At 74.0% G+C, this 22191-nt stretch carries 23 protein-coding genes; 13 read left to right on the top strand and 10 right to left on the bottom strand.

All coding sequences use genetic code 11. From position 1 onward, the window contains the following. Positions 1 to 2: 2 nt before the first annotated feature. Positions 3 to 1787 (top strand): N-acetylglutaminylglutamine amidotransferase, encoded by a 1785-nt coding sequence (locus ABEA53_RS04690; RefSeq protein ID WP_345479847.1) that lies wholly within the window; start codon positions 3 to 5, stop codon positions 1785 to 1787. 83 nt (positions 1788 to 1870) lie between these two features. Further along, positions 1871 to 2578: an HAD family hydrolase gene (locus ABEA53_RS04685; RefSeq protein WP_345479846.1), complete on the top strand. Its 708-nt coding sequence runs from the start codon at positions 1871 to 1873 to the stop codon at positions 2576 to 2578. A 7-nt stretch (positions 2579 to 2585) separates the two neighbouring features. On the opposite strand, the gene ABEA53_RS04680 is transcribed toward ABEA53_RS04685, so the two are convergent. Beyond that, on the bottom strand, positions 2586 to 3173 hold the full coding sequence (locus tag ABEA53_RS04680; protein ID WP_345479845.1) for a TetR/AcrR family transcriptional regulator: 588 nt from the start codon (positions 3171 to 3173) through the stop codon (positions 2586 to 2588). A gap of 83 nt (positions 3174 to 3256) precedes the next feature. Between ABEA53_RS04680 and ABEA53_RS04675 the strand changes: the two genes are divergently transcribed. Genes ABEA53_RS04675 through ABEA53_RS04665 form a run of 3 tightly spaced genes read left to right on the top strand, consistent with a single transcriptional unit; the run spans position 3257 to position 7329 of the window. After that, on the top strand, positions 3257 to 4375 hold the full coding sequence (locus ABEA53_RS04675; RefSeq protein ID WP_345479844.1) for a zinc-binding alcohol dehydrogenase family protein: 1119 nt from the start codon (positions 3257 to 3259) through the stop codon (positions 4373 to 4375). Next, the gene (locus ABEA53_RS04670; RefSeq protein WP_345479842.1) at positions 4372 to 5445 is read left to right on the top strand and encodes a saccharopine dehydrogenase NADP-binding domain-containing protein; all 1074 of its coding nucleotides are present in this window, start codon (positions 4372 to 4374) and stop codon (positions 5443 to 5445) included. The genes ABEA53_RS04675 and ABEA53_RS04670 overlap by 4 nt, the downstream gene beginning before the upstream one ends. A gap of 45 nt (positions 5446 to 5490) precedes the next feature. After that, positions 5491 to 7329, top strand: a complete 1839-nt coding sequence (locus ABEA53_RS04665; RefSeq protein ID WP_345479841.1) for a S9 family peptidase — start codon at positions 5491 to 5493, stop codon at positions 7327 to 7329. 88 nt (positions 7330 to 7417) lie between these two features. On the opposite strand, the gene ABEA53_RS04660 is transcribed toward ABEA53_RS04665, so the two are convergent. Next, positions 7418 to 8272, bottom strand: coding sequence for a DUF4839 domain-containing protein (locus ABEA53_RS04660; RefSeq protein ID WP_345479840.1), 855 nt, complete (start codon positions 8270 to 8272; stop codon positions 7418 to 7420). 191 nt (positions 8273 to 8463) lie between these two features. Between ABEA53_RS04660 and ABEA53_RS04655 the strand changes: the two genes are divergently transcribed. Beyond that, entirely contained in the window at positions 8464 to 8826 is a 363-nt protein-coding gene (locus ABEA53_RS04655) for an RNA-binding S4 domain-containing protein (RefSeq protein ID WP_345479839.1), read from the top strand. Positions 8827 to 8830: 4 nt separating this feature from the next. Here the strand turns inward: ABEA53_RS04655 and ABEA53_RS04650 are convergent, their stop codons facing one another. The 4 genes from ABEA53_RS04650 to ABEA53_RS04635 all read right to left on the bottom strand — a co-directional run bounded on the left by ABEA53_RS04650 (position 8831) and on the right by ABEA53_RS04635 (position 11504). After that, a complete protein-coding gene (locus ABEA53_RS04650; RefSeq protein ID WP_345479838.1) occupies positions 8831 to 9190 on the bottom strand; it encodes a VOC family protein in 360 nt (119 codons plus the stop codon). Between the two features lie 4 nt (positions 9191 to 9194). Then, positions 9195 to 9377, bottom strand: a complete 183-nt coding sequence (locus ABEA53_RS04645; protein ID WP_345479837.1) for a hypothetical protein — start codon at positions 9375 to 9377, stop codon at positions 9195 to 9197. 25 nt (positions 9378 to 9402) lie between these two features. Next, positions 9403 to 10728, bottom strand: a complete 1326-nt coding sequence (locus tag ABEA53_RS04640) for an NAD(P)/FAD-dependent oxidoreductase (protein ID WP_345479836.1) — start codon at positions 10726 to 10728, stop codon at positions 9403 to 9405. Between the two features lie 86 nt (positions 10729 to 10814). Next, positions 10815 to 11504, bottom strand: a complete 690-nt coding sequence (locus ABEA53_RS04635; RefSeq protein ID WP_345479835.1) for an NAD(P)H-hydrate epimerase — start codon at positions 11502 to 11504, stop codon at positions 10815 to 10817. Positions 11505 to 11546: 42 nt separating this feature from the next. Here ABEA53_RS04635 and ABEA53_RS04630 point away from each other — a divergent pair, with 42 nt between their 5' ends. Continuing rightward, the gene (locus ABEA53_RS04630) at positions 11547 to 12389 is read left to right on the top strand and encodes an NAD-dependent epimerase/dehydratase family protein (RefSeq protein WP_345479834.1); all 843 of its coding nucleotides are present in this window, start codon (positions 11547 to 11549) and stop codon (positions 12387 to 12389) included. 26 nt (positions 12390 to 12415) lie between these two features. Continuing rightward, complete coding sequence (locus tag ABEA53_RS04625) at positions 12416 to 12820, top strand: ChaB family protein (RefSeq protein ID WP_345479833.1); 405 nt, start codon at positions 12416 to 12418, stop codon at positions 12818 to 12820. Positions 12821 to 12832: 12 nt separating this feature from the next. On the opposite strand, the gene ABEA53_RS04620 is transcribed toward ABEA53_RS04625, so the two are convergent. Then, positions 12833 to 13312 carry a hypothetical protein gene (locus ABEA53_RS04620; protein ID WP_345479832.1) on the bottom strand — a complete coding sequence of 160 codons (480 nt, stop codon included), beginning with the start codon at positions 13310 to 13312 and terminating at the stop codon, positions 12833 to 12835. A 61-nt stretch (positions 13313 to 13373) separates the two neighbouring features. Next, a complete protein-coding gene (locus tag ABEA53_RS04615; RefSeq protein ID WP_345479831.1) occupies positions 13374 to 14348 on the bottom strand; it encodes a LacI family DNA-binding transcriptional regulator in 975 nt (324 codons plus the stop codon). A 110-nt stretch (positions 14349 to 14458) separates the two neighbouring features. Here ABEA53_RS04615 and ABEA53_RS04610 point away from each other — a divergent pair, with 110 nt between their 5' ends. Genes ABEA53_RS04610 through ABEA53_RS04595 form a run of 4 tightly spaced genes read left to right on the top strand, consistent with a single transcriptional unit; the run spans position 14459 to position 19742 of the window. Further along, positions 14459 to 16369 carry a glycogen debranching N-terminal domain-containing protein gene (locus ABEA53_RS04610; protein ID WP_345480573.1) on the top strand — a complete coding sequence of 637 codons (1911 nt, stop codon included), beginning with the start codon at positions 14459 to 14461 and terminating at the stop codon, positions 16367 to 16369. A 25-nt stretch (positions 16370 to 16394) separates the two neighbouring features. Further along, positions 16395 to 17657 (top strand): extracellular solute-binding protein, encoded by a 1263-nt coding sequence (locus ABEA53_RS04605; protein WP_345479830.1) that lies wholly within the window; start codon positions 16395 to 16397, stop codon positions 17655 to 17657. 37 nt (positions 17658 to 17694) lie between these two features. After that, the gene (locus tag ABEA53_RS04600; protein WP_345479829.1) at positions 17695 to 18855 is read left to right on the top strand and encodes a carbohydrate ABC transporter permease; all 1161 of its coding nucleotides are present in this window, start codon (positions 17695 to 17697) and stop codon (positions 18853 to 18855) included. Then, positions 18852 to 19742, top strand: a complete 891-nt coding sequence (locus ABEA53_RS04595) for a carbohydrate ABC transporter permease (protein ID WP_345479828.1) — start codon at positions 18852 to 18854, stop codon at positions 19740 to 19742. Before ABEA53_RS04600 ends, ABEA53_RS04595 begins: the two co-directional genes overlap by 4 nt. A gap of 295 nt (positions 19743 to 20037) precedes the next feature. Here ABEA53_RS04595 and epsC read toward each other — a convergent pair whose 3' ends face one another. After that, entirely contained in the window at positions 20038 to 20592 is a 555-nt protein-coding gene (gene epsC / locus ABEA53_RS04590) for a serine O-acetyltransferase (protein ID WP_345479827.1), read from the bottom strand. After that, entirely contained in the window at positions 20589 to 21524 is a 936-nt protein-coding gene (gene cysK, locus ABEA53_RS04585; RefSeq protein WP_345479826.1) for a cysteine synthase A, read from the bottom strand. The genes epsC and cysK overlap by 4 nt, the downstream gene beginning before the upstream one ends. A gap of 114 nt (positions 21525 to 21638) precedes the next feature. Here cysK and ABEA53_RS04580 point away from each other — a divergent pair, with 114 nt between their 5' ends. After that, the gene (locus tag ABEA53_RS04580; RefSeq protein WP_345479825.1) at positions 21639 to 22142 is read left to right on the top strand and encodes a tetratricopeptide repeat protein; all 504 of its coding nucleotides are present in this window, start codon (positions 21639 to 21641) and stop codon (positions 22140 to 22142) included. Positions 22143 to 22191: the final 49 nt, after the last annotated feature.

Here is a 22191-nt window from a genome sequence, read left to right as displayed (position 1 = left end):
CCATGTGCGGACTCGCGGGCGAGATCCGGTTCGACGGACGACCGGCCGATCGGGAGGCGGTCGCCCGGATGACCGCGTGCATGCGGCACCGCGGGCCCGACGGCGAGGGGCTGTGGGCCGACGGCCCCGTCGCTCTCGGGCACCGCCGGCTCGCGATCATCGACCTCTCCCCCGCCGGCGCGCAGCCGATGACGGACGACGAGACCGGCTCGACGATCGTGTTCAACGGCTGCATCTACAACCATCACGAGCTCCGGAACGAGCTGCGCGGGCTCGGCCACCGCTTCCGGTCCACCTCCGACACCGAGGTGATCGAGAAGGCCTGGGCGCAGTGGGGCGAGCGCTTCGTCGACCACTTCTTCGGCATGTTCGTGATCGTGCTCCGCGAGCACGCCACCGGCCGGACCGTCCTCGCCCGCGACCGGCTCGGCATCAAGCCGCTGTACCTCGACGAGCGGCCCGGGATGCTGCGCTTCGCGTCCACCCCGCAGGCGCTGCTCGACGGCGGCGGCGTGGACACGGCGATCGACCGGGACGCGCTCGCCGAGTACATGAGCTTCCACTCCGTCGTCCCCGCGCCGCGCACGATCCTCGCGGGCGTGACGAAGCTGCCGCCGGCGACGGTGCGGGTGATCGAGGCGGACGGCACGAGCCGGCAGCACGTGTACTGGAACCCGGTGTTCGACCGGGACGCGGCCGACGACGCGCGACCCGCCGCGGAGTGGCAGGAGGCGCTGCTCGACGCCCTCCGCACGGCGGTGCGCCGGCGCATGGTCGCGGACGTGCCGGTCGGGGTGCTGCTCTCCGGCGGTCTCGACTCCTCCCTCGTCGTCGCGCTGCTCGCGGAGCTCGGGCAGATCGGGCTGCAGACGTTCAGCATCGGGTTCGAGGCGAGCGGCGGGGAGTCCGGCGACGAGTTCGCGTACTCCTCCCTCGTCGCTCGGGAGTTCGGCACCCGCCACGAGCGCATCCCCATCGGGGCCGAGCGCCTGCTGCCCGCCGTCGACGCGGCGGTCGCGGCGATGAGCGAGCCGATGGTGAGCCACGACTGCGTCGCGTTCTTCCTGCTGTCGGAGGAGGTCTCCCGCTCGGTCAAGGTCGTGCAGTCGGGGCAGGGCGCCGACGAGGTGCTCGGCGGGTACGACTGGTACCCGCCGCTGGCCGGGGTGCCGCGGAGCGACGTGGCGAGCGCCTACTCCGCGGTGTTCGTCGACCGGCCGTGGGCGGCGATGGCGCGGTGGCTGAACCCGGCGTGGCTGGCGGAGACGGACGTGCCGCGGGCGTTCCTCGACGCGGCGTTCGGGGCGCCCGGTGCCGGTACCGCGGTCGACGCCGCGCTGCGGATCGACACGACCACGATGCTCGTGGACGACCCGGTGAAGCGGGTCGACAACATGACGATGGCGTGGGGGCTGGAAGGGCGCGTGCCCTTCCTCGACCACGAGCTCGTGGAGCTGGCCGGCCGCATCCCGCCCGGCCTGAAGCTCGCCGACGGCGGCAAGGGCGTGCTGAAGCGCGCCGCGCGCGGCCTCGTGCCGGACGCGGTGATCGACCGGACGAAGGGCTACTTCCCGGTCCCCGCCATCCGGCAGCTCGAGGGCCCGATGCTCGCCAAGGTCCGCGACGCCCTGCTCGACCCCGCCGCGCGGCACCGCGACCTGTTCCGCCGCGACACGGTCGAGCGGCTCCTCGCGGACCCGAACACGGAGCGCACGACCCTCGGCAGCAACGCGCTCTGGCAGCTCGGCCTGCTGGAGCTCTGGCTGCAGTCCAACGGCATCCGGTGACCCCGTGCCCCGCGGATCCGCACTTCATCCGCGGTTCCGCAGGAACGAGGCGGCGCGCCGGTGCCGAGGGCGCGCTGGACGGCGTGTCGGGGAGGAACTGCGGATCCGCGCGCATCACCACCGTGCTGCTGGACCTCGACGGGGTGCTGATGGACCACCGGGCGGCGGCGCGGGAGGCGGTCGGCGCGTGGCTCGGCGAGCGGGCGACGCCCGACGTCGTCGACGCGTGGTTCGCCTCCATGGCGGTGCACCTCGCCGAGTGGCGGGCCGGGACCTCGACGTGGGCGGAGCAGCGCAGGGACCGCCTCCGCGACGTGCTGCCCCTGCTCGGCGAGCCCGTCGGCACGGACGAGGAGCTCGACGCGCTGTTCGAGTCCGGCTACCTGCCCGCCTACGAGCGCGCGTGGCGCGGGTACGACGACGCGGCGCCCGCCCTCGCCGCGCTCCGCGCCGCCGGCTACCGGCTCGGCGTCCTGACGAACGGGACCGAGACCCAGCAGCGGGCGAAGCTGCGCGTGCTGGGGCTCGCCGACGCGGTCGGACCCGTCTTCACCGCGGAGGCCGTCGGCGCGCCCAAGCCGGACCCGCGGGCGTTCCTCGCCGCCTGCGCGGGTCTGGTCGTCGCGCCGGAGGAGGTGCCGTACGTCGGCGACGAGCCCGAGACCGATGTGCTCGGGGCGCGCGGCGCGGGGCTGTCCGCCGTCCTGCTCGACCGCGACGGCACCGCGCCGCCGGAGGAGACCGCGGTCATCGGCTCGCTCGCGGAGCTGCCCGGCCTCCTCCGCCCCTGAACCGTGCTCAGGGGCGCGCGTGCGACCCCAGCAGGGCGGCGGACGCCGCGAGCACGTCGTCCACCACGTCGCCGAGCGGCCGCGCGGTCGCGTCGTCGGCGGGGTCGTCGAGCCAGCGCTCGAGCGCGACGTGCAGCACGGACACGGTCAGGTCGGCCGCGACCGCCGCGGTGACGGGGTCCTCCCCGCGCGCGAGGAAGCCGGCGCGGACGGCCGCGGCGAGCGCGCCGCGCTTCTTCAGGTCGCGCTCCCGCAGCGCCTCGTCCGACTCGATGATCGCCCGCACCCGGCGCACGTCGGCGCGGGAGCCCTCGAACGTCGTCTCGGCGACGATGCGCAGCTGCTGCGCGATGAGCGACATGGGGTCGAGTTCCGCCGGCGCGCTCCGCATCAGCTCGGCGCCGTACTCGGGGATCTCGTCCCCGGCGAACAGCACCTCCCGCTTGTCCGCGAAGTGCCGGAAGAACGTGCGGGTGGTCAGCCCCGCGCGCTCCGCGATCTGCGGCACCGTCGTCGCCGCGAAGCTCTGCTCCGCGAACAGCTCGACGGCGGCGCGCTGCAGCCGCCCACGCGCATCCGGAGCCCACCTCGTCACACTCCCAGGCTACGTGACGACACGACGTGTCATCACACCCTAAGGTGATGACACAGCGTGACATGAACGACAGGAGCACCGCCATGACGGACGACACCGCACTCTGGCTCGACCGCGGGGGCGACCTCCGGGTCGGGCCCGCCGCGACCCCGGTCCCGGAGGCGCACCAGATCCTCGTGCGCACCGAGGCCGTCGCGATCAACCCGGTCGACTGGATCGTGCAGACGATCGGCTCGCTGATCTACGCCTGGCTCAGCCGGCCCGCCGTGCTCGGCGAGGACGTCGCGGGCGAGGTCGTCGCCGTCGGGTCCGGGGTCACGCGCTTCCGGGTCGGCGACCGGGTGCTCGGCCTCGCGGTCGGCACGGAGAAGGACCGGAACCGGCCGGAGGAGGGCGCGTTCCGGTCGTCCACGCTGCTCTCGGAGGACCTCGCCGCGCCGATCCCGGAGGGGATGGCCGCGGCGGACGCCGTCGTCCTCCCCCTCACGCTGTCGACCGCGGCGACGGGCCTGTTCGAGCAGGGCCAGCTCGGGCTGCGCCTGCCGACCACGGCGGACGCGGCCGGGGAGCGGGAGTCCGTGGTCATCTGGGGCGCCGCCACGGCGGTGGGGCTCAACGCGGTGCAGCTGGCGGTCGCGGCCGGCTACGACGTGGTCGCGACCGCCTCCCCGACGAACGCGGCCCTGCTCCTCGAGCTGGGCGCCCGCGAGGTGCTCGACCGCCGGGATGCGGCCGTCGTGGACCGGGTCGTGGCGGCCCTCGCCGGGCGCCGTCTCGCGGGCGTGCTCGCCATCGGCACGGGATCGACCGCCCGCGGCGTCGAGATCGCAACCCGCGCGGATGGGGCGAAGCGGGTGGCGTCGGCGAGCACCGCCGTCAGCTTCGAGCGCATCCGCCCCGGCCGGACCGCCGTGCCGCGCGCGCTGCCGAGCATGCTGCGGATGGCCGGGGTCGAGGTGCCCGTCCGGATGCGGGCCCGCCGGGCCGGGGTCCGCGTCAGCACGGTGTGGGGCAGCGCGCTGCGCCACTCCGCGGTCGGTCCGGCGATCTGGCGGGACTTCCTGCCTGCCGCGCTCGCCGAGGGCCGCTACCGCGCCCTGCCCGAACCGCTCGTCGCCGGCACCGGCCTCGAGGCGGTGCCCGACGCCCTCGAGCTGCAGCGCCGGGGCGTGTCCGCGCGCAAGGTCGTGGTGACCCTGTGAGCGACGCCGCGGCGGAGATCTGGATCCTCGGCGCCACCGGCCGGACCGGGCGGGACGTCGCCCGCCTGCTCGCCGCGCAGGGGCTGTCCCCGACCCTCGTCGGCCGGGACCGCGCGCGGCTGCAGGCGGCCGCCGACCCTCTGCCCGCCGGTGCGCGCGTCGTCGTCGCGCCCGACGTGCCCGCGATCGCCGACGCGATCCGTCGTGAGCACCCCGCGGTCGTGGTGAACACCGTCGGCCCGTTCGCCCGCACGGCCGCGCCGATCCTGCGCGCGTGCCTGCCCGCCTCCTCCTACCTCGACCTCGCGAACGACGTCGTGGCGGCGGACGCGGTGCTGGCGCTGCACGACGAGGCGGAGCGCGCCGGGCGCACGGCCGTGACCGGCGCCGGGTTCGGCGTGGTGGCGACCGAGGCGCCGATCGCGGCCCTGATGGCCGAGCGGTCCGCGCCGCACGCGGTGCGCGTCGACGCGATCGCGTCGCTGGCGACGGAGGCGGGCCCGCTCGGCGAGGCGCTCGCCGCCACGATCGTGGAGGGGGTGCCGGAGGGCGGCCGGCGCATCACCGGCGGGCGCCTGGTGCGCGCCGGCGTCGGATCGTTCCCGCTCCGCCTGACCCTGCCCGACGGCGACGTCGTCACCACGGGCGCCTGGCCCGCGGGCGACCTGCTCGCGGCGGCCCGGACGAGCGGCGCGCCGGAGGTCGTGGCGGCCACCACCGCGGTGCCGACCGGCCGGGCGGTCCGCGCCGTCCTGCCGCTCGCCGGCCCCCTCCTGCGCCTGGCCCCGCTGCAGCGCTTCGCGGTGCGGCGGCTCGCCGCCGTCCGGCTGCCCGACCGGCCGCGGTCGCGCGAGCACTCCTGGGGGCACGCGCGCGCCGAGTGGGCGGACGGCACCGTGCGGGAGGCGTGGCTCCGCACCGGCGACGCGGGGACCTTCACCGCGGCGGTCGCGGCCGCCGTCGCCGCGCGGATCGCCCGGGGCGCGGCGGTGCCCGGCGCGCACACGCCGGTGGCCGCCGTCGGCCTCGACCTCGTGGCGGAGGCGGGCGGCGAGCTGCTGCTGCCCTGACCGCCGTGGTGGCGGCGCACGGCGCGCGGCCGGGAGACTGGGCGGGTGACCGACACCGCGACCGACGACCGCATCGACGCCGCCGTCCGGCTGGGCACCGGCCTCGTCGACGCCTGGGGCAGCTGGTGCCCCACCATGACGCCGGACGCGCGACGGGTCGCGTTCATCAGCGACCGCTCCGGCACCCCGGAGGTGTGGGTGCAGGAGGTGGTGCTGCAGGGCGAGGCGCCGCCCCCGACCCGGATCCCGCTCTCCGCCGACCCCGTCATCAAGGTGTCGTGGTCGGCGGACAGCCGCTGGCTCGCCTGCACCGTCGCGACCGACGGCGGCGTCCGCACCCAGGTGTGGGTCGTGCGCCCCGACGGCACGGAGGCGCGGTGCATCGCCGGCGACCACGTCGAGCACGCCGAGCTCGGGCCGTGGACCCGCAGCGGGCACCGCGTCGTCGTCACCTACCCGTCGCTCGGCCCGGGGAAGCCGACGCGGTCGTTCCTCGCGGACCCGTGGACCGGGCGGCTCGACCCGCTCGCCGAGGGCGACCTCATCCACGTGCTCGACGTCTCGCTCGAGGAGCGGTTCCTGATCCTGCTCGACGGGGAGCGGGGACGGCAGTTCTGCAGCGTCGTCGACCGGCTGGAGGACCAGCACTCCCCACTCCTGCCGAGCGGCACCGGCTCCACCGACGTCGCGCTCGTGCGGCCCGCGCCCGAGGGCGAGTCCGGCCCCCTCTACGTCTACCTGGCGTCGGACGTCGGGCTGCCCCGCCGGCAGCTGATCGGGCTGCCCTTCGGCCCCAACGGGCACCGCGGCGAGCCGCGGACGCTCGCGTACCGCGACGACGCCGAGCTGGAGGCGGTCGACGCGGACGACGACGGCAGCCTGCTGCTGCTCGTCTGGAACGCGGCGGGCCGCAGCGAGCTCGAGCTCTTCCACCCCGCGACCCGCGAGCGGCAGCCGATCACCGGAATGCCCGGCCTCGTCGCCACGACGCCCGTGCTGTCCCGCGACGGCGGCTCCGTGATCCTCGGGGTGGAGGGGCCGGAGCGGGCGCGCGAGCTGTGGCACCTCGACACGCACAGCCGCCGCTGGACCCGCGTGACCGCCGCGCCTGCGCCCGAGGAGCGGCTCGTCGTGCCGACCCTCGAGGTGTTCACCGGGGAGGACGGCCTGACCCTGACCGGCTGGCTCTACCGCGCGCCGGGCGCCGACGCGGCCGTCGTGTTCCTGCACGGCGGACCGGAGGCGCAGGAGCGACCCACCTTCAGCCCGCAGCACCAGGCGCTCGCGGCCGCCGGCATCAGCGTGTTCGCGCTGAACATCCGCGGCTCGTCGGGGTTCGGGCGGGAGTTCGTGCACGCCGACGACCTCGGCGGCCGGTTCGACGCGTTCGGCGACGTGCGCGCGGCGGCGCACCACCTCGTCGCCACCGGCGTCGCGGACCGGCGGCGCATCGGCATCACGGGCCGCTCCTACGGCGGGTACCTGACCCTCGCCTCCCTCGCCTTCTCCCCCGGCGTCTTCGCCGCGGGCGTGGACGTCTGCGGCATGAGCGACCTGACCCGCTTCTACGAGGAGACCGAGCCCTGGATCGGCGCCGCCGCCGTCACGAAGTACGGGCACCCGGAGCGGGACCGCGCGCTGCTCGAGGCGATCTCGCCGCTGCGCCGGGCGGAGGCGATCGACGTGCCGCTGCTCGTCGTGCACGGCGAGCTGGACACGAACGTGCCGGTCGGCGAGGCGCGGCGCATCGTCGCGGCGCTGGAGCGGCTCGACCGCCCCGTGGAGTACCTCGAGCTGCCCGGCGAGGGCCACGAGTACCGCCGCGCCGCGTCCCGCAAGCGCCTGCTCACGGACCTCGTCCGCTTCCTCGCCGCTCACCTCTGAGCTTCCGGTCCGTCGGCGGCGCTTCCGGGCGCTTCTGACGGACCGGAAGCGAACGCGACGGACCGGAAGCCCGGCCGACGTTCCGGCGCTACCGGACGCGTGTGGAGACCGGCCGGAGGAAGAGGTGCTGCGGGGTGCTCTCGTAGCGCTCGACGACAGCGATGACGCGCACGTCATCACCGGCGCTGATGCTGGTCGGGCGGTCGTCGCCGATGAGGCGCAGGCCCTGCAGGGAGTCGACGCCGTCGAGCTTGAAGTTCGGACCGACGGCCGAGTCGCGGTGGAAGTCGCCCGCACCGAGCATGAAGTCGCACCCTGCGAGGACGTCGTCGTCGCAGGTCCCGGCCGCCGGGTCGTCATGGTTCGAGACCACTGTGACGTTGCCGTTGAAGGCGATCGTCCGGCCCTCGTACTGCTTCGCGAAGTCGGCGACGAACTCATCGCCGGGGTCGCCGACGGCGAGCAGCTTCGCGAGGTCCTCGTTGTTCTTCCTGGTCAGGATCTTCTCGGACGCCGGGCCCGACGCGTCCGGCACCGGCGTGACGGACGACGGCGGCAGCGTCGGTACCGCGGTGGCGCTGGCGGGTGCAGCCGCGGGCTCCGCCGCTGCGACGGATCCCCCGCCACCGCCGCCTCCTGCATGGCTGCCGCCACCGGACAGCGCGACTCCGGTGACTGCGGCCGCGAGGACCAGAGCACCGGTCAGCGCCACACCGGCCCGGGCCGACGGGTGCAGACGTCGGAGCCCCGCCCATGCCGCAGCGAGGTGCGCACCAGCCGACTTGGGCTTCGGCCGCCGGAACATGAGCTGGATTCGCACCCTGCCGGGCTTCTGCGCGATGAGCTCCCAGCCCTCCGTCCGCCACTTCGCGATCGTCGGCGCCTCCATGCCGCGGAGGGTCACGGCACCCTTGAACTCGTACTTGACGGTGTCGTCGGCCACGGCACGGAGGGTAGGCACACCGTTCAGCTGGGTCTCGATCGGCACGGCGACCTGCTGCGAACCTGAACACCCGTGTCGAGCACCCCGGGGTGCGGCTGAACCACCTCTGCGCGCCCGCGGGGCGCTCCGCTGCTGATGCGCCGGTGCGCACCCGCGCATCAGCAGCGCGGGGCCCCGTTAGCGTGGAGGGGATGGCGGACTCGGCGCGGGTGGACGTGTGGCTGTGGGCGGTGCGGGTGTACCGCACGCGGTCCCTCGCGACGGCCGCGTGCAAGGCCGGGCACGTCGCCGTCAACGGCACGAAGGTGAAGCCGTCGCACACCGTCCGCATCGGCGACGAGGTGCGGGCGACGCTCGCGCACGAGAAGATCCTCGGCGTCAAGGCGCTGCCGCTGAAGCGCGGCGGGGCCCCGGAAGCGGCGCTCGCCGTCGAGGACCGCACGCCGCCCCCTCCGCCGAAGGAGGAGACGCCCGCGGCGGTGCTGCGCGACCTCGCGAAGGGGCGACCGACGAAGCGGGACCGCCGCGACATCACACGGCTCCGCGGCTACTGACGATTCAGGCCGGCGGCCGGTCGCAGACGTCGAAGCGGTTCCCCTCCGGATCCTCCAGCAGCGTCCAGTCGACCTCGCCGCGGTGCTCGAGCGGGATCTCGGTCGCGCCCAGCGCGACGAGCCGTGCGACCTCGGCCGGGCGGTCGTCGGCGTAGAGGTCGAGGTGGAACCGCGGCGGCAGCTCGTACGCCGACCGCCGCCGGTCGAGCGACAGGTGCGGTCCGTCGCCGGAGCGGGCGCGGAGGGAGACCCAGTCGGCCTCCGGCTCGTGCCGCGGCTCCAGATCCAGGGCCGCCGTCCAGAACGCGGTCATGCGATCGAGATCGCGCACGCGCAGGACGACGGCCCCGATCGAGAGCGTCATGCGATCAGTCGGGCTCGACCGGGTCGATGACCTCGTGCACCTCGGCGGTGTCGTCGGGGTCCTCGCCCTCCGCCTGCGAGGGCGCGCCCTCCGGTTGCAGCACGATCGTGGGCTCCTCGGCCGTCGGGTCCTCCCCCTCCGCCTGCGAGGGGTGGGTCTCGTCGTACTCGCTCGGTGCGTCGGTCATCGGTGCTCCTCCAGGGGTTCCGGGACTACTTGGTGGCGCCGGCCGCGATGCGGAAGTCGTGCGTAGGGTCCTCGAAGTCGTCCGTGGGCGTGAGGTCCGGCTTGCCGACGAAGTCGGCGATCCAGCCGGCGAAGATGCGGACCTTCCGGTCCATCGTCGGCATCGCCATCAGGTGGTAGCCGCGGTGCGCCAGCCACGCCGGCAGCTCCTTCAGCTGCACGCCGTAGATGTTCGCCGCCCCGTGGAAGAGCCCGTACTCCGCCACCGTGCCGAGGCTGTGGTGGACGTAGTTGCGGGGCCGGCGGCGACGCACCGAGCGCGCGATGTTGTCGGCGAGCACGACGGCCTGGCGGACGGCGTTCTGCGCGTTCGGCGGGTACCAGGCCGGCTGCGGCTTGGTGAGGTCCGGGATCTGCGCGTTGTCGCCGGCGGCCCAGACGCCGCGCACCCAACCGCCGTCCTCTCGGATGACCTGCAGCTTCGGGCTGGTGTTGACGTGGCCGCGCGGTCCGCGGGGCAGGTCGGTGCCGTCGAGGACCGGGTTCGGCTTGACGCCCGCGGTCCAGACGAGCATCCCGAAGGGCACCTCGTCGCCGTCGCTGAACACGGCGACGGCGTCCTCGCAGGACTTCATCGTCGTCTTCAGCCGGATGTCGACGCCGCGGTTGCGCAGCTCGCCCAGCGTCCACTGCGACAGCTCCGGCCCGACCTCGGGCGCGACGCGGTCGAGCGCCTCGATGAGGATCCAGTTCGGCTTCTCGCCGTCGAGCGCGGGCTGCGCCGCGATGGCCTTCTCCGACAGCACGAGCAGCTCGCTCAGCGCCTCGACGCCCGTGTAGCCGCCGCCGATGAAGACGAAGGTGAGCAGCTTGCGGCGCTCGGCCGGGTCGGTCGTCGCGGCCGCCTTGGCCACGTTGAGAAGGACCGTGTTGCGCGTGTGCGCCGCCTCCTCCACCGTCTTGAAGCCGACGCCGTGCTCCGCGAGGCCCGGGGTCGGGAAGGTCCGGGTCACCGCGCCGAGGCCGACGACCGCGTGGTCGAAGTCGTAGACGACCTCGCCGCCGCTCACCGGCGCGACCGTCACGGTCTTCGCCTTGGAGTCGAGCCCGGTCACGCTGCCGCGGACGACGTTCGTGTGCTTGAGCGCCTGGCGCAGGTCGACGGTCACATCGCGCGGGTTCACGTGTCCGCCCGCCACCTCGGGCAGGAGGGGCTGATACGTCATGTACGCCCGCGGCTCGATCAGCGTGACCTCGAGCGGCAGCTCGGAGTGCTTCTCCAGCGTCCACGCGACGTACAGGCCGACGTAGCCGCCGCCCAGGATCACGATCTTCTGCGGCGCGATCGGCATGCGCATCCCCTCGTCGGCGGCCCGGCGCCCCCGTCGGGTCGACCGTCCCACCGTCGCCTGAGCGGTTCCTGGCCGTGCGCCGGGGGTCAGCGGCCCCGGCGCACGGCCGGCACGACGTCCGCGAGCACCGGCCCGAGCCCGATGTCGACGACCCGCACCCGACCGGCCGCCCGGCGCCCCGCCGCCAGCAGCAGCCCGGCCTTGCCGGCGCCGAACGTGACGGTCCGCTCGGCGCGGAGCACGGGCGGGTGGGCCACGCCGGTGTCGGGGTCGACGCCGCTCGGCAGGTCGACCGCGACCACGGCCGCGGACCGGCCGCCGGACTCGAGGATGCGCGCGACCACCTGCCTCCCCGGGGCGCGCAGCCCGCCGCGGGCGCCGGTGCCCAGCAGGCCGTCGAGCACGACGTCGGCCTCCGCGACGGCCGCGGCGACCGAGCCGGCGGAGGCGTCGGGAGGCAGGACCCGCGCGCCGGCCCGCTCGGCGGTCCGCAAGCCCCGCCCGTGCACGCGGGTGCCCAGCCGCACGACGACCGCGGTGCTCCCCCGCGCGACCAGCAGCGCCGCGGCCAGCAGCGCGTCGCCGCCGTTGCTGCCGCTGCCCGCCAGGACCACCAGCCGGCCGGTGCGCCGGCCCCGCGCGGCGAGCACCGCCTCGACCTCCCGCGCCAGCCCCGCCGCCGCGCGGTCCATCAGGGGCTCGCCCGCGGCGAGCAGCGGGCGCTCCGCCGTGCGCACCTGGTCGGCCGTGTACCCGTCGGCGAGGTCCGCGCTCATCCCGTCATGCTGCTCGGAGCCGCTGTGGAGGACCATCGGAGCATGCGCATCATCGTCACCGGCGGCAGCGGCAAGCTCGGCAGCACCGTCGTCACGTCCCTCCGCGACGCGGGCCACACCGTCGTCGTCTTCGACCGCGTCGCCGGCCGCGACCAGGGCATCCCCGTCGACCTGACCGACGCCGGCCAGGTGCTGGACGCGGTCGCGGGCGTCGAGGACCACCACGAGGGCGTCGACGCCGTCGTGCACCTCGCCGCGATCCCCGCCCCGGGCCTGTACCCCGACGTGAAGACCTTCGAGAACAACATCCTCTCGACGCACCACGTGCTGCAGGCGGCCCGTCGCGCGGGCGTGCGCCGCATCGTCACCGCGTCGAGCGAGACCCTGCTCGGTCTGCCGCTGGCCGACCCGCCCGCCTCCTTCCCGATCGACGAGTCGGTCGTGCTGCCGAACTCCACCTACTCCCTGGTCAAGCACCTCGAGGAGCAGATGGCGATCCAGTTCTGCCGCTGGGACCCGATGCTGTCGATCACCGCCATGCGGTTCTCGAACGTCATGGTGGAGTCCGACTACGCCGGCTTCGAGGCGTGGCAGGACGACCCGGCTGCGCGCCGCTGGAACGCCTGGGGCTACATCGACGCGCGCGACGCCGCGGACGCCATCGCGCTCGCGCTCGAGGTGCGCGGTCCCGGCTTCGAGCGGTACATCATCGCCAACGCGGACACCGTGATGCGGACCCCGAGCGCCGAGCTCGCCGCCGCCGAGTTCCCTGGCGTCCCGTTCACCCGGCCCGTCGAGGGCCGCGACACCCTGCTGTCCATCGACAAGGCCCGCGCGGAGCTCGGCTGGGAGCCGAAGCGCTCCTGGACCGACGCCCGGGCCTGAGCGCCCGAGCCGCTGGAGGAGGAGCGATGCCCGCGAAGAAGGACGAGGACCTGCCCTCGACGATCGCCCGGTCGGACGAGCACGCGAAGGCGATCTACAGCGAGACCCTCGACTCCGCCGAGCAGGAGTACGGCGACGGCGAGCGCGCGCACCGCACCGCGTTCGCCGCCCTGAAGCACTCCTACGAGAAGGTCGGCGACCACTGGGAGGCGAAGGACGAGAAGGGACCGTCCGACGCCGGCGCGGAGCAGAGCGGCCCGGGCGCGCACCCCACCGAGGGCGGCGTCGACGCGAACGCGTCGAAGGCGCACCTGCTCGAGGTCGCCCGGAAGCTCGACCTGCACGGCCGCTCGACGATGACCAAGGACGAGCTCGTGGACGCGATCGGGAAGGCGAACGACCGCGCGACGCGCAAGGCCCGCGAGGGCTGACCGCGGGGCGGGTCAGCCCTGCGTCGGGAGGCGGAGGGTCGTGACCGTCCAGATGCGGCCGCGGGTCGGGCAGCCCGGCACCGTGCCGACCGATGACGGGGCGCCGAGCAGCACGACCTCGTCGCCGGGCTGGGCGACGACCAGCCCGGCCGGGTCCCGGAGGCCGAGCCGGGAGTCCGCGGTCCACCCCTCCGCGAACCGCAGCACCGCCCTCGATCCCCGCGTCGGCACCGAGTAGCAGACGCGGTCGCCCGTGCGCGCCGCGGTCAGCGCGCCCTGCAGCACGCCCGTCGGCTTCGTCTTCCCGGGCGCCGTCGCGACGCTCAGCCCGCCCGGGGTCGGGCTGGGCCAGAGCACGGCGACGACGACGAGCGCGAGCACCAGCGCCGCGACCACGAGCGCGCGCCGAACGATCGTCCGTCGGCGGTGGTTCCGCGCCATCGGCGAGAACTGCCCCGGCGCGAACCCGCCGGGTGGCTGCTGCCCGCTCATCCCGCCACGGTACGTGCCCGCGGGGACGGCGCCGCACGAGCGGCGTCCGCGCCGAGCGCCGTCAGCGCTGCACGAGCCGCGGCGTCAGCAGCCGGTGGTGCACGCCCTCGTCCGACCCGATCAGGTCGAGCACCGCGGCGGCGACCTCGTCGAGCGGCTGCGCGATGCTCGCGAAGCCGAGCGCGCGGGCGAGGGGGGTGTCGTCGTACCCGATCACCGGCACGTCGGGCCCGAGCGCGAGCCGGGCGCCGAGCGCGAGCGAGTCGCTCGCGCACACCACGGCGTCGGGTGCGGGCTCCAGCCCGGCGACCGCCCGGCCGCCGCGCCCGAGGTCCTGCGGGTCCTCCTCCACCTGGAGGTCCAGCCCGGCCAGGTCGGTGATCCCCGCCTCCCGCATCGCCTGCCGCCAGCCGTTCCGCCGGTCGTCACCGGTGCCGGACCCGACCGGCCAGCCCAGGAAGGCGATCCGGCGGGCACCCTGCTCGAGCAGCGAGGTCGTGCCCGCGTGCAGGCCGGCACGGCCGTCGACGTCGACCCAGCGGTGGCTGCGGTCGGTCGTGTCGTGCTCGCCCCAGGGCCGGCCGAAGGTGACGAAGCGCACGTCGTGCTCGACGAGCCACGGGATGCGCCGGTCGCCGTAGTGGGTGGAGGTGAGCACCAGGGCGTCGACGTCGGCGCCGTCGAGCAGCCGCTCGAACACGGCGATCTCGGCGTCCTCGTCCGCCGCCGTGTAGAGCAGCACCCGCAGGCCGGAGCGGTCGGCCCGCTCGACGAGCGCGTGCAGGAAGCGGTCGAGCAGCGAGCCCGACATCCCGTCGGTGCCGGGGTCGAGGCGCACGCCGATCGTCGAGCTGCGCCGCGTGCGGAGTCGGCGGGCGGAGGCGTGGGGCCGGTAGCCGAGGCTCGCGATCGCCTCCTGCACCCGCTCCCGCGTCTCCGGGCGCACGATCGCCGGCGTGTTGAGCACGTTCGACACGGTCTGCCGGGACACCCCGGCGACCTCGGCGACGTCCGAAACGGTCGGCAGGCGACGCATGCTCCTCCTCGCGCTCCCGAGCGGGTCTCCGCGAATCGTAGAGGAACCTGGCAATCGCCGATCGGCTATTTGATCGATCAAAGGATTCGGCCTACAGTGCCCGCGTGGCGATGAGGCAACCGTTCCTGCACGACGGCGAGATGGTGCTGGCCGCGCCCGCACAGGCGTGGAGCCGGCACGACGGGACGATGGCCGACGGCATCGACGGCCTCTTCGTGTCCGACGTGCGCGTCGTCTCCGCGCTCGGAGTCGCGGTCGACGGCAGCGACGTGGAGCACATCCGCACGGACCGGCGCGGCGCGACCGCGGTCGCGTTCACCGCGTTGCTGCGCGGGCTCGACGGCGAGGGCGCGGACCCCCGCGTCCGCCTCGACCGCGTCCGCACGGTCGAGCCGACCGGGATGACGGAGCGCCTGACCATCACCTCCGGGCGCGACGTGCCGATCGACGCGATCGTGACCGTGCGCCTCGCCTCCGACCTGGCGCCCATGCCGCTCGTGAAGTCCGGCGGCGCGCAGGCGCCCGCCGCGTTCACCCCGACCGACGGCGGCGTCACCTGGGGCACCGAGGAGGTGTCCGCCGAGCTCGCGCTCGACGGGCTCGAAGCCGTCGTGGAGGCGGAGGGCGGGCTCGTGCTCCGGTGGCGCGCCCGCGTCGCCGCGCACGGCGCCGCCGCCGCGTCCTGGCGCGTGCGGGCCGAGGACCGCGCCGCCGTCGTCGCCGCTCCCCCGCGCCCCGTCCCCCTCGCGACCGCGCCGACCGGCCTGCCCGCGCTCGACGAGTGGACCGCGCAGGCGCTCGGCGACCTCGAGGCGCTCGAGCTCGTGCTGCCGGGCGGGGACGACGACGTCTTCCTCGCCGCCGGCGCGCCCTGGTTCTTCACGCTGTTCGGCCGCGACTCGATCTGGGCCGCCCGCATGCTGCTGCCGATCGACACCCGCCTCGCGCTCGGCACCCTCCGCGTCCTCGCCCGCCTGCAGGGGCGCGAGGACGACGTGGAGACCGGCGAGCGGCCGGGCGGTGTCGTCCACGAGCTGCGGCGCGGCGAGAACGCGCTCGGCGACGGCGCCGTGCTGCCGCCGCGCTACTACGGCACCATCGACGCCACCCCGCTGTGGATCCTGCTGCTGCACGACGCCTGGCGCGCCGGGCTGACCGACGGCGACGTCGCGGGGCTGCTGCCCGCGCTGCGCGCGGCGCTCGGCTGGCTGCGCGACGCGGTGCCCGCCGACGGCTTCCTCACCTACTCCGACCCGACGGGCCGCGGTCTCGCGAACCAGGGGTGGAAGGACTCCGGCGACAGCGTGCAGTGGCACGACGGTCGCCTCGCCGAGGGGCCGATCGCCCTGTGCGAGGTGCAGGCGTACGCCCACGAGGCCGCCCTCGCCGCGGTGGTGCTGCTGCGGGCGTTCGGCGACGACGCGGAGGCGGACCGCTGGCAGGCGTGGGCTGCCGACCTCAAGGCCCGGTTCCGGGGCGCGTTCTGGGTCGAGGACGGGCACGGCGGGTACCCCGCGATCGCGCTCGACGCCGCCGGTGCGGCCGTCGACTCCCTCACGAGCAACATCGGGCACCTGCTCGGCACCGGGATCCTCGATGCGGCCGACGAGGCGCGGGTCGCCGCGCTGCTCGTCGACCCGCGGCTCGACTCCGGCCTGGGTCTGCGCACGCTCGCGACCGACGCGGCCGGCTACTGGCCGCTCAGCTACCACGGCGGCAGCGTCTGGACCCACGACACCGCGATCGCGGTGCACGGGCTGCTCCGCGCCGGCTTCCCCGAGCAGGCGGAGCGGCTCGCCGCCGGGCTGCTGCTCGCCTCCCGGTCCTTCCAGGGGCGCATGCCCGAGCTGCACGGCGGCGACGCCGCGGCCGACGGCTCCCCCGTGCCCTACCCGGCCGCGTGCCGGCCCCAGGCCTGGTCCGCCGCAGCCGCGGTCGTCGTGCGCGACGCCGTGCTGCGCGGGTCCGCCCGACGGGAGCGCATCCCCGCAACCCCCGGATCGACCCGCGCAGCGGGCTGATCCACGTCGAAGAGAGGCACCACCAATGCAACGACGCATCCCACGACTCGCCGCCGGCCTGGTCGCCGCGGCGGGCGTCCTCGCCCTGACCGCGTGCGGCTCCGGCTTCAGCGGCTCGTCCGGCTCCTCCTCGAGCGGAGCCGCCGGCGGCCTGACCTCGAGCAAGAGCGCGCTGACCGTGCTCATCGGCTCGTCCGGTGACGCCGAGACCGCCGCCGTGAAGTCCGCCGTCGCCGACTGGTCGGGCACCTCGGGCACGAAGGCGTCGGTCCAGGCGGCGACGAACCTGACGCAGCAGCTCAGCCAGGGCTTCGCCGCGAAGAAGCCGGCCGACGTGTTCTACCTCGGCGCCGACACCTTCGCCTCCTACGCCAAGCAGGGCAACCTGCTCGCCTACGGCGACCAGCTGAAGAACAAGAGCGACTTCTACCCGTCGCTCGTGAAGAACTTCACCTACGACGGCAAGTTCACCTGCGCCCCGAAGGACTTCTCGACCCTGCAGCTCGAGATCAACACGGACCTGTGGAAGGCCGCGGGCCTGACCGACCAGGACGTCCCGACGACGTGGGACCAGCTCGCGACCGTCGCCAAGAAGCTGACCAAGGGCAAGGTGACGGGGCTCGTGACGAGCAACGAGTACCAGCGCCTGGGCGCCTTCATGGTGCAGGCGGGCGGCAACCTGACGAACGACGACAACACGAAGGCGACCGTCGACTCGGCCGCCAACAAGCAGGCCCTGACCTACGTGCAGAGCGGGCTGAAGGACGGCTGGTGGAAGTTCACCAAGGACGTCGGCGCGGGCTGGGGCGGTGAGGCGTTCGGCAAGGGCGTCGCCGCGATGACCATCGAGGGCAACTGGATCTCGGGCGCGATGCAGTCCGACTTCCCGAAGATCAAGTACCAGGTGGCGCCGCTGCCCGCCGGTCCCGCAGGCAAGGGCACCCTGCAGTTCACGAACTGCTGGGGCATCGCCGCGGACAGCCCGAACCAGGCCGCCGCGCTGAAGCTCGTGGAGAAGCTGACCTCCTCCGACGACCAGCTCGCGTTCGCGAAGGCGTTCGGCGTGATGCCCTCCATCCGGTCCGCAGCGGGCGACTGGAAGCAGCAGTACCCGCAGTTCGCCGCCTTCCTCGACGCCGCGGACTACGCCAAGGGCGTGCCGACCGCCGTCGGCGCGAACGACGTCGTGACGGACATGAACTCCAAGCTCGCCTCGCTGAAGTCGGCCGACATCGCGTCGATCCTCAGCACCGAGCAGAAGAACCTGTCCGCGGTCGTCACGGGCTGAACCACCACCGGGACCACGAGGGGACGAGCAGCGCACGATGACGAGCGCAACCGCACATCGGCCGACCAGACGGCACCGCACCGGCATCCGGCGAGGCCAGGCGACGGCGGGCTGGCTGTTCAGCGCGCCGGCCTTCCTGCTGCTGCTCGTCTTCCTCGTGATCCCGATCCTCATGGCGCTGTGGGTCAGCGTCAGCGACTGGGGAGGCAGGGGCTCGCCCTTCTCCTCGGGCGTGCAGTTCGTCGGCGGGAAGAACTACGCCGCGATCACCTCCGGCGGCGGCCTCGCCGAGCAGGACTTCGGCACGGCCCTCCGGAACAACCTCTGGTACGTGCTGCTGGTCGTGCCCATCCAGACGGCGCTCGCACTGCTGCTGGCCGTGCTCGTGAACAACCGGGTGCTGAAGGGACGCGGGTTCTTCCGCACCGCGTTCTACTTTCCGTCCGTCACCAGCTCGGTGGCCATCACGGTGCTCTGGTACTTCCTGTTCAACCCGGCCGGCGCCGTGAACAAGCTGCTGTCGCTGATCGGCGTCACCGGGCCGAACTGGCCCGCCGACGCGACGGGCGTGCTGCACAACCTGCTCGCGCTGGTGGGCGTGCGGAACGGTCCCGCGGTGCTGACGGACCACACCTTCGTCGGCATCAGCTGGTGGGAGTGGCTCGCCGGTCCCTCCGTCGGCATGCTCATCCTGATCTCGATGGCCGTGTTCACCACGAGCGGCACGTTCATGCTGCTGTTCATCGCGGCGCTGCAGAACCTGTCGGAGGAGGTGCAGGAGGCCGCCATGGTCGACGGCGCCTCCGCCTGGCAGCGGTTCCGGATGGTGACGCTGCCGCAGCTGCGGACGACGCTGTTCACGGTGCTGACGCTCGGGCTCATCGGCACCTGGCAGGTGTTCGACCAGGTCTTCACCGGCTCGCAGGGCGACCCGGGCAAGACCACGATCACCCCCGCCTACCTCTCCTACGTCGCCGGCTTCCAGAACCAGGCGTGGGGGCAGGCGGCCGCGATCGCGTTCATCCTGTTCGCGATCATCGTCGTGCTCACCCTGCTGCAGCGCTTCGTGCTGCGCGATCGCGACGTGTCCAAGCGCCGCATGCGGCGCGCCGGCTTCACCGACGCCGGCGACGGCTCCTTCCGCACCGCACTCGTCGCCTCCGCGGCCGACACCGACATCTCCGGAGGCCGCCGATGACCGCCACCACCGCTTCGACCGCGCGTCCCGTCGCGCAGGCGACCGGGCGTCGCCGCCGGCGCAGCCTCCGCTTCGGCGCGCTCGGGCTCTACCTGCTGCTGATCGTGATCGCGATCGTCTACGTCTTCCCGTTCCTGATCGAGGTCGCGACGTCGTTCAAGACCGAGTCGGACGCGAGCGCCGATCCGCTGGGCCTCGTGCCGCCGAGCTGGACCGCGCTCGCCTACCGGCAGCTGTTCGTGCAGTCGGACTTCCCGCTGTGGTTCGCGAACTCCGGCATCGTCACGATCGCGGTGACCATCGGGCGCACGCTGTTCGACTCCGCCGCGGGCTACGCGCTGGCGCGGCTCGAGTTCCGCGGGCGCAACGCGCTGTACGCGGGCCTGATCGCGGTCATGGCGGTGCCCGGCGTCGTGCTGCTGATCCCGAAGTTCCTCGTCATCAACCAGCTGGGGATGTTCGACTCCTACAGCGGCATGATCATCCCGCTCATCGCCGACGCGGCCGGCGTCTTCATCATGAAGAACTTCTTCGAGTCGATCCCGGTCGCCGTGGAGGAGGCCGCGCGGCTCGACGGCGCGAGCACGGTGCGCCTGTTCTGGTCGGTCATCCTGCCGATGTCCCGGCCGGCGCTGATCACGATCGTGATCCTGTCCTTCCAGGGCTCGTGGAACGAGCTGTCGCACTTCATCGTCTCGACCTCGAGCCCGCAGCTCGACACCCTGACGAAGGGCGTCGCCTCCCTCGCGGCCGGAGCGCTCGGCAAGGCGAACCAGTACCCGCGACACCTGGCGGCCGCAGCGGTCATGACGATCCCGGTCGCGGTGCTGTTCATCCTCTTCCAGCGCCGCATCACCAACACCGCCTCCGGCGCCGTCAAGGAGTAGCCCCTCCGGAGCACGACAGCAGGAACATCGGAGCACGACAGCAGGAAGAACGACGTTCAGCAGGAAGAAACGGGTCGAATCCTCCTGCTGAAGCGACATCTTCCTGCTGTCGTGCTCCGCCGCCTTCGGACGCGCCGCCTTCGGACGCGCCGCCCGGAGCCGCGCCCACGACAGCACGGTCCCCCGAGCACCTCAGCAGGAAGAGGCACCTTCAGCAGGAAGAAATGGGCCGAATCCTCCTGCTGAAGCGACATCTTCCTGCTGTCGTGCTCACGGGCTAGGCCGGAGGAGCGGGTCAGATGACCCAGTGGTGCTCGGTGGCGTCGGTCGGGGTGCGCGGGCGCGCGACCGCGGGTACGCCGACGAGCAGGGAGTGGGCCGGGGCGTCGTGCAGCACGACCGCCCCGGCGCCGACGACGCTGTCCGCACCGATCTCGATCGCGCCGAGCAGCGTCGCCCCGGCGCCGATGATCACCCGGTCGCCGACGGTCGGGTGCCGCTTGATCTCGCGCCACACCGTGCCGCCCAGCGTCACGCCGTGGAAGATCGTGACGTCGTCGCCGACCTCCGCGGTCTCCCCGATCACGACGCCCGAGCCGTGGTCGATGAAGAAGCGGCGGCCGATGACCGCACCGGGGTGGATCTCGATGCCGGTCAGGAACCGCGCCGCCTGCGACACGATGCGCGCGGGCAGCCGCCGGCCGGCCAGCCACAGCCGGTGGTGGAGGCGGTACGCCCAGACCGCGTGCAGGCCCGGGTAGGTGAGCACCACCTCCGCCGCCGACTTCGCCGCGGGGTCGCGGTGCCGCGCCGCGCGGACGTCCTCGAGCAGGGCTCCGAGGACGCTCACACGTCCAGGTCTTCGTAGAGCACCGTCGACAGGTACCGCTCGCCGGAGCTGGCGACGACGACCACGAACGTCTTGCCCCCGTTCTCGGGACGGCGCGCGACCTCGAGCGCCGCGTGCACGGTCGAGCCCGACGAGATGCCGGCGAGGATGCCCTCCTCCGCGGCGAGCCGGCGGGCCATCGCCACGGACTCGGTGATGTCGACGTCGACGACCTCGTCGTAGATCTCGCGGTCGAGGATCGCGGGCACGAAGTTCGGGCCGATGCCCTGGATCTTGTGGGGGCCGGGCTTGCCGCCGTTCAGGATCGGCGACTCCTTCGGCTCGACCGCGACGATCCGGATGCCCGGCTTCTGCTCCTTCAGGTACCGGCCGGTGCCCGTGATGGTGCCGCCGGTGCCGACGCCGGAGACGAACACGTCGACCTCGCCGTCGGTGTCCGACCAGATCTCGGGGCCGGTGGTCGCGTAGTGGATCCTCGGGTTCGCCTCGTTCTCGAACTGCCGGGCGAGCACGGCACCGGGGCGCTCCGCCACGATCTGCTCGGCGCGGGCGACCGCGCCCTTCATGCCCTCGCCCGCGGGCGTGAGCACGAGCTCGGCGCCGTACGCGCGCAGCAGCTTGCGACGCTCGACGGACATCGACTCGGGCATGGTGAGCACCGCCTTGAAGCCGCGGGCCGCGCAGACCATCGCGAGACCGATGCCGGTGTTGCCGCTCGTGCCCTCGACGATCGTGCCGCCGGGCTGCAGCGCGCCGGACTCGACCGCCGCGTCGACGATCGCGATCGCGAGGCGGTCCTTCACGGAGGAGGAGGGGTTGTAGAACTCGAGCTTCGCGTAGACCGTGGCGTCGATGCCTTCGGTGACGCGGTTGAGGCGGACGAGCGGCGTGCCGCCGAAGGCCTCGATGATCGATGCGTGGGTGCGTGCCATGACTGCCTTCAGGAGGGGGACGGAACGGGACCGCGCGCCAGCCTAGGGCGGCCGACCCGGCGTCGACGGGGTGTTACGACCTGTGAGGACCGTGAGAAGGGGGACACTGGATCGGTGCGTACCGACCCGGCCCTCGTCGAAGCCATCGAGACCTGCCACGAGGAGTGGGACCCCACCCGCTCCCCCGACACCGCCGGCTTCGACGCACTGCTCGAGCGCTGGCCCGACGACCCGGTGGCGCTGATCGCCGTCGGCGACGCCCACGACGAGTGCGGCGGCACCGAGAAGGCGATCGTCAGCTACCGCGCCGCGATGCCCCGGCTCGACGGCACCGCGCTGCGCCGGTGCGCCCTGCGCCTCGGCGACGCCCTGCGCCGCGCTGGCCGCCTCGACGAGTCCGTCTCCGTGCTGGAGGCGGCGCTGGAGGAGTTCCCCGGGTCCCGCTCGCTGCGCACCTTCCTCGCCCTCGCCATGCACGAGCAGGGCCGCACGCAGACCGCGCTCGGCCTCGTGCTCGAGGTGCTGGTCGACCCGGCGCCCTCGCCCGACCTCGAGCTGTTCCGCCCGGCGGTGCGCGCCCGGGCCGAGCAGCTGTTCGCGCGCGACCGCGCCGCCTGAGCGCCGGCTCATCCTCCGGGATGAGTTCCTGCCCTTCGGCACCGCCGCC

The organism is Amnibacterium soli (genome assembly GCF_039544415.1).
GTDB classification, from domain to species: domain Bacteria; phylum Actinomycetota; class Actinomycetes; order Actinomycetales; family Microbacteriaceae; genus Amnibacterium; species Amnibacterium soli.
This window is presented reverse-complemented; position numbering and strand designations above follow the sequence as displayed.

Excerpts from the sequence above, each read along its gene's own strand:
- ABEA53_RS04690 (WP_345479847.1), top strand. The coding sequence starts at position 3 with ATGTGCGGACTCGCGGGCGAGATCCGGTTCGACGGACGACCGGCCGAT.
- ABEA53_RS04675 (WP_345479844.1), top strand. The coding sequence starts at position 3,257 with ATGACGGACGACACCGCACTCTGGCTCGACCGCGGGGGCGACCTCCGG.
- ABEA53_RS04655 (WP_345479839.1), top strand. The coding sequence starts at position 8,464 with ATGGCGGACTCGGCGCGGGTGGACGTGTGGCTGTGGGCGGTGCGGGTG.
- ABEA53_RS04650 (WP_345479838.1), bottom strand. The coding sequence starts at position 9,190 with ATGACGCTCTCGATCGGGGCCGTCGTCCTGCGCGTGCGCGATCTCGAT.
- ABEA53_RS04645 (WP_345479837.1), bottom strand. The coding sequence starts at position 9,377 with ATGACCGACGCACCGAGCGAGTACGACGAGACCCACCCCTCGCAGGCG.
- ABEA53_RS04640 (WP_345479836.1), bottom strand. The coding sequence starts at position 10,728 with ATGCCGATCGCGCCGCAGAAGATCGTGATCCTGGGCGGCGGCTACGTC.
- ABEA53_RS04635 (WP_345479835.1), bottom strand. The coding sequence starts at position 11,504 with ATGAGCGCGGACCTCGCCGACGGGTACACGGCCGACCAGGTGCGCACG.
- ABEA53_RS04630 (WP_345479834.1), top strand. The coding sequence starts at position 11,547 with ATGCGCATCATCGTCACCGGCGGCAGCGGCAAGCTCGGCAGCACCGTC.
- ABEA53_RS04625 (WP_345479833.1), top strand. The coding sequence starts at position 12,416 with ATGCCCGCGAAGAAGGACGAGGACCTGCCCTCGACGATCGCCCGGTCG.
- ABEA53_RS04620 (WP_345479832.1), bottom strand. The coding sequence starts at position 13,312 with ATGAGCGGGCAGCAGCCACCCGGCGGGTTCGCGCCGGGGCAGTTCTCG.
- ABEA53_RS04615 (WP_345479831.1), bottom strand. The coding sequence starts at position 14,348 with ATGCGTCGCCTGCCGACCGTTTCGGACGTCGCCGAGGTCGCCGGGGTG.
- ABEA53_RS04610 (WP_345480573.1), top strand. The coding sequence starts at position 14,459 with ATGAGGCAACCGTTCCTGCACGACGGCGAGATGGTGCTGGCCGCGCCC.
- ABEA53_RS04605 (WP_345479830.1), top strand. The coding sequence starts at position 16,395 with ATGCAACGACGCATCCCACGACTCGCCGCCGGCCTGGTCGCCGCGGCG.
- ABEA53_RS04600 (WP_345479829.1), top strand. The coding sequence starts at position 17,695 with ATGACGAGCGCAACCGCACATCGGCCGACCAGACGGCACCGCACCGGC.
- ABEA53_RS04595 (WP_345479828.1), top strand. The coding sequence starts at position 18,852 with ATGACCGCCACCACCGCTTCGACCGCGCGTCCCGTCGCGCAGGCGACC.
- cysK (WP_345479826.1), bottom strand. The coding sequence starts at position 21,524 with ATGGCACGCACCCACGCATCGATCATCGAGGCCTTCGGCGGCACGCCG.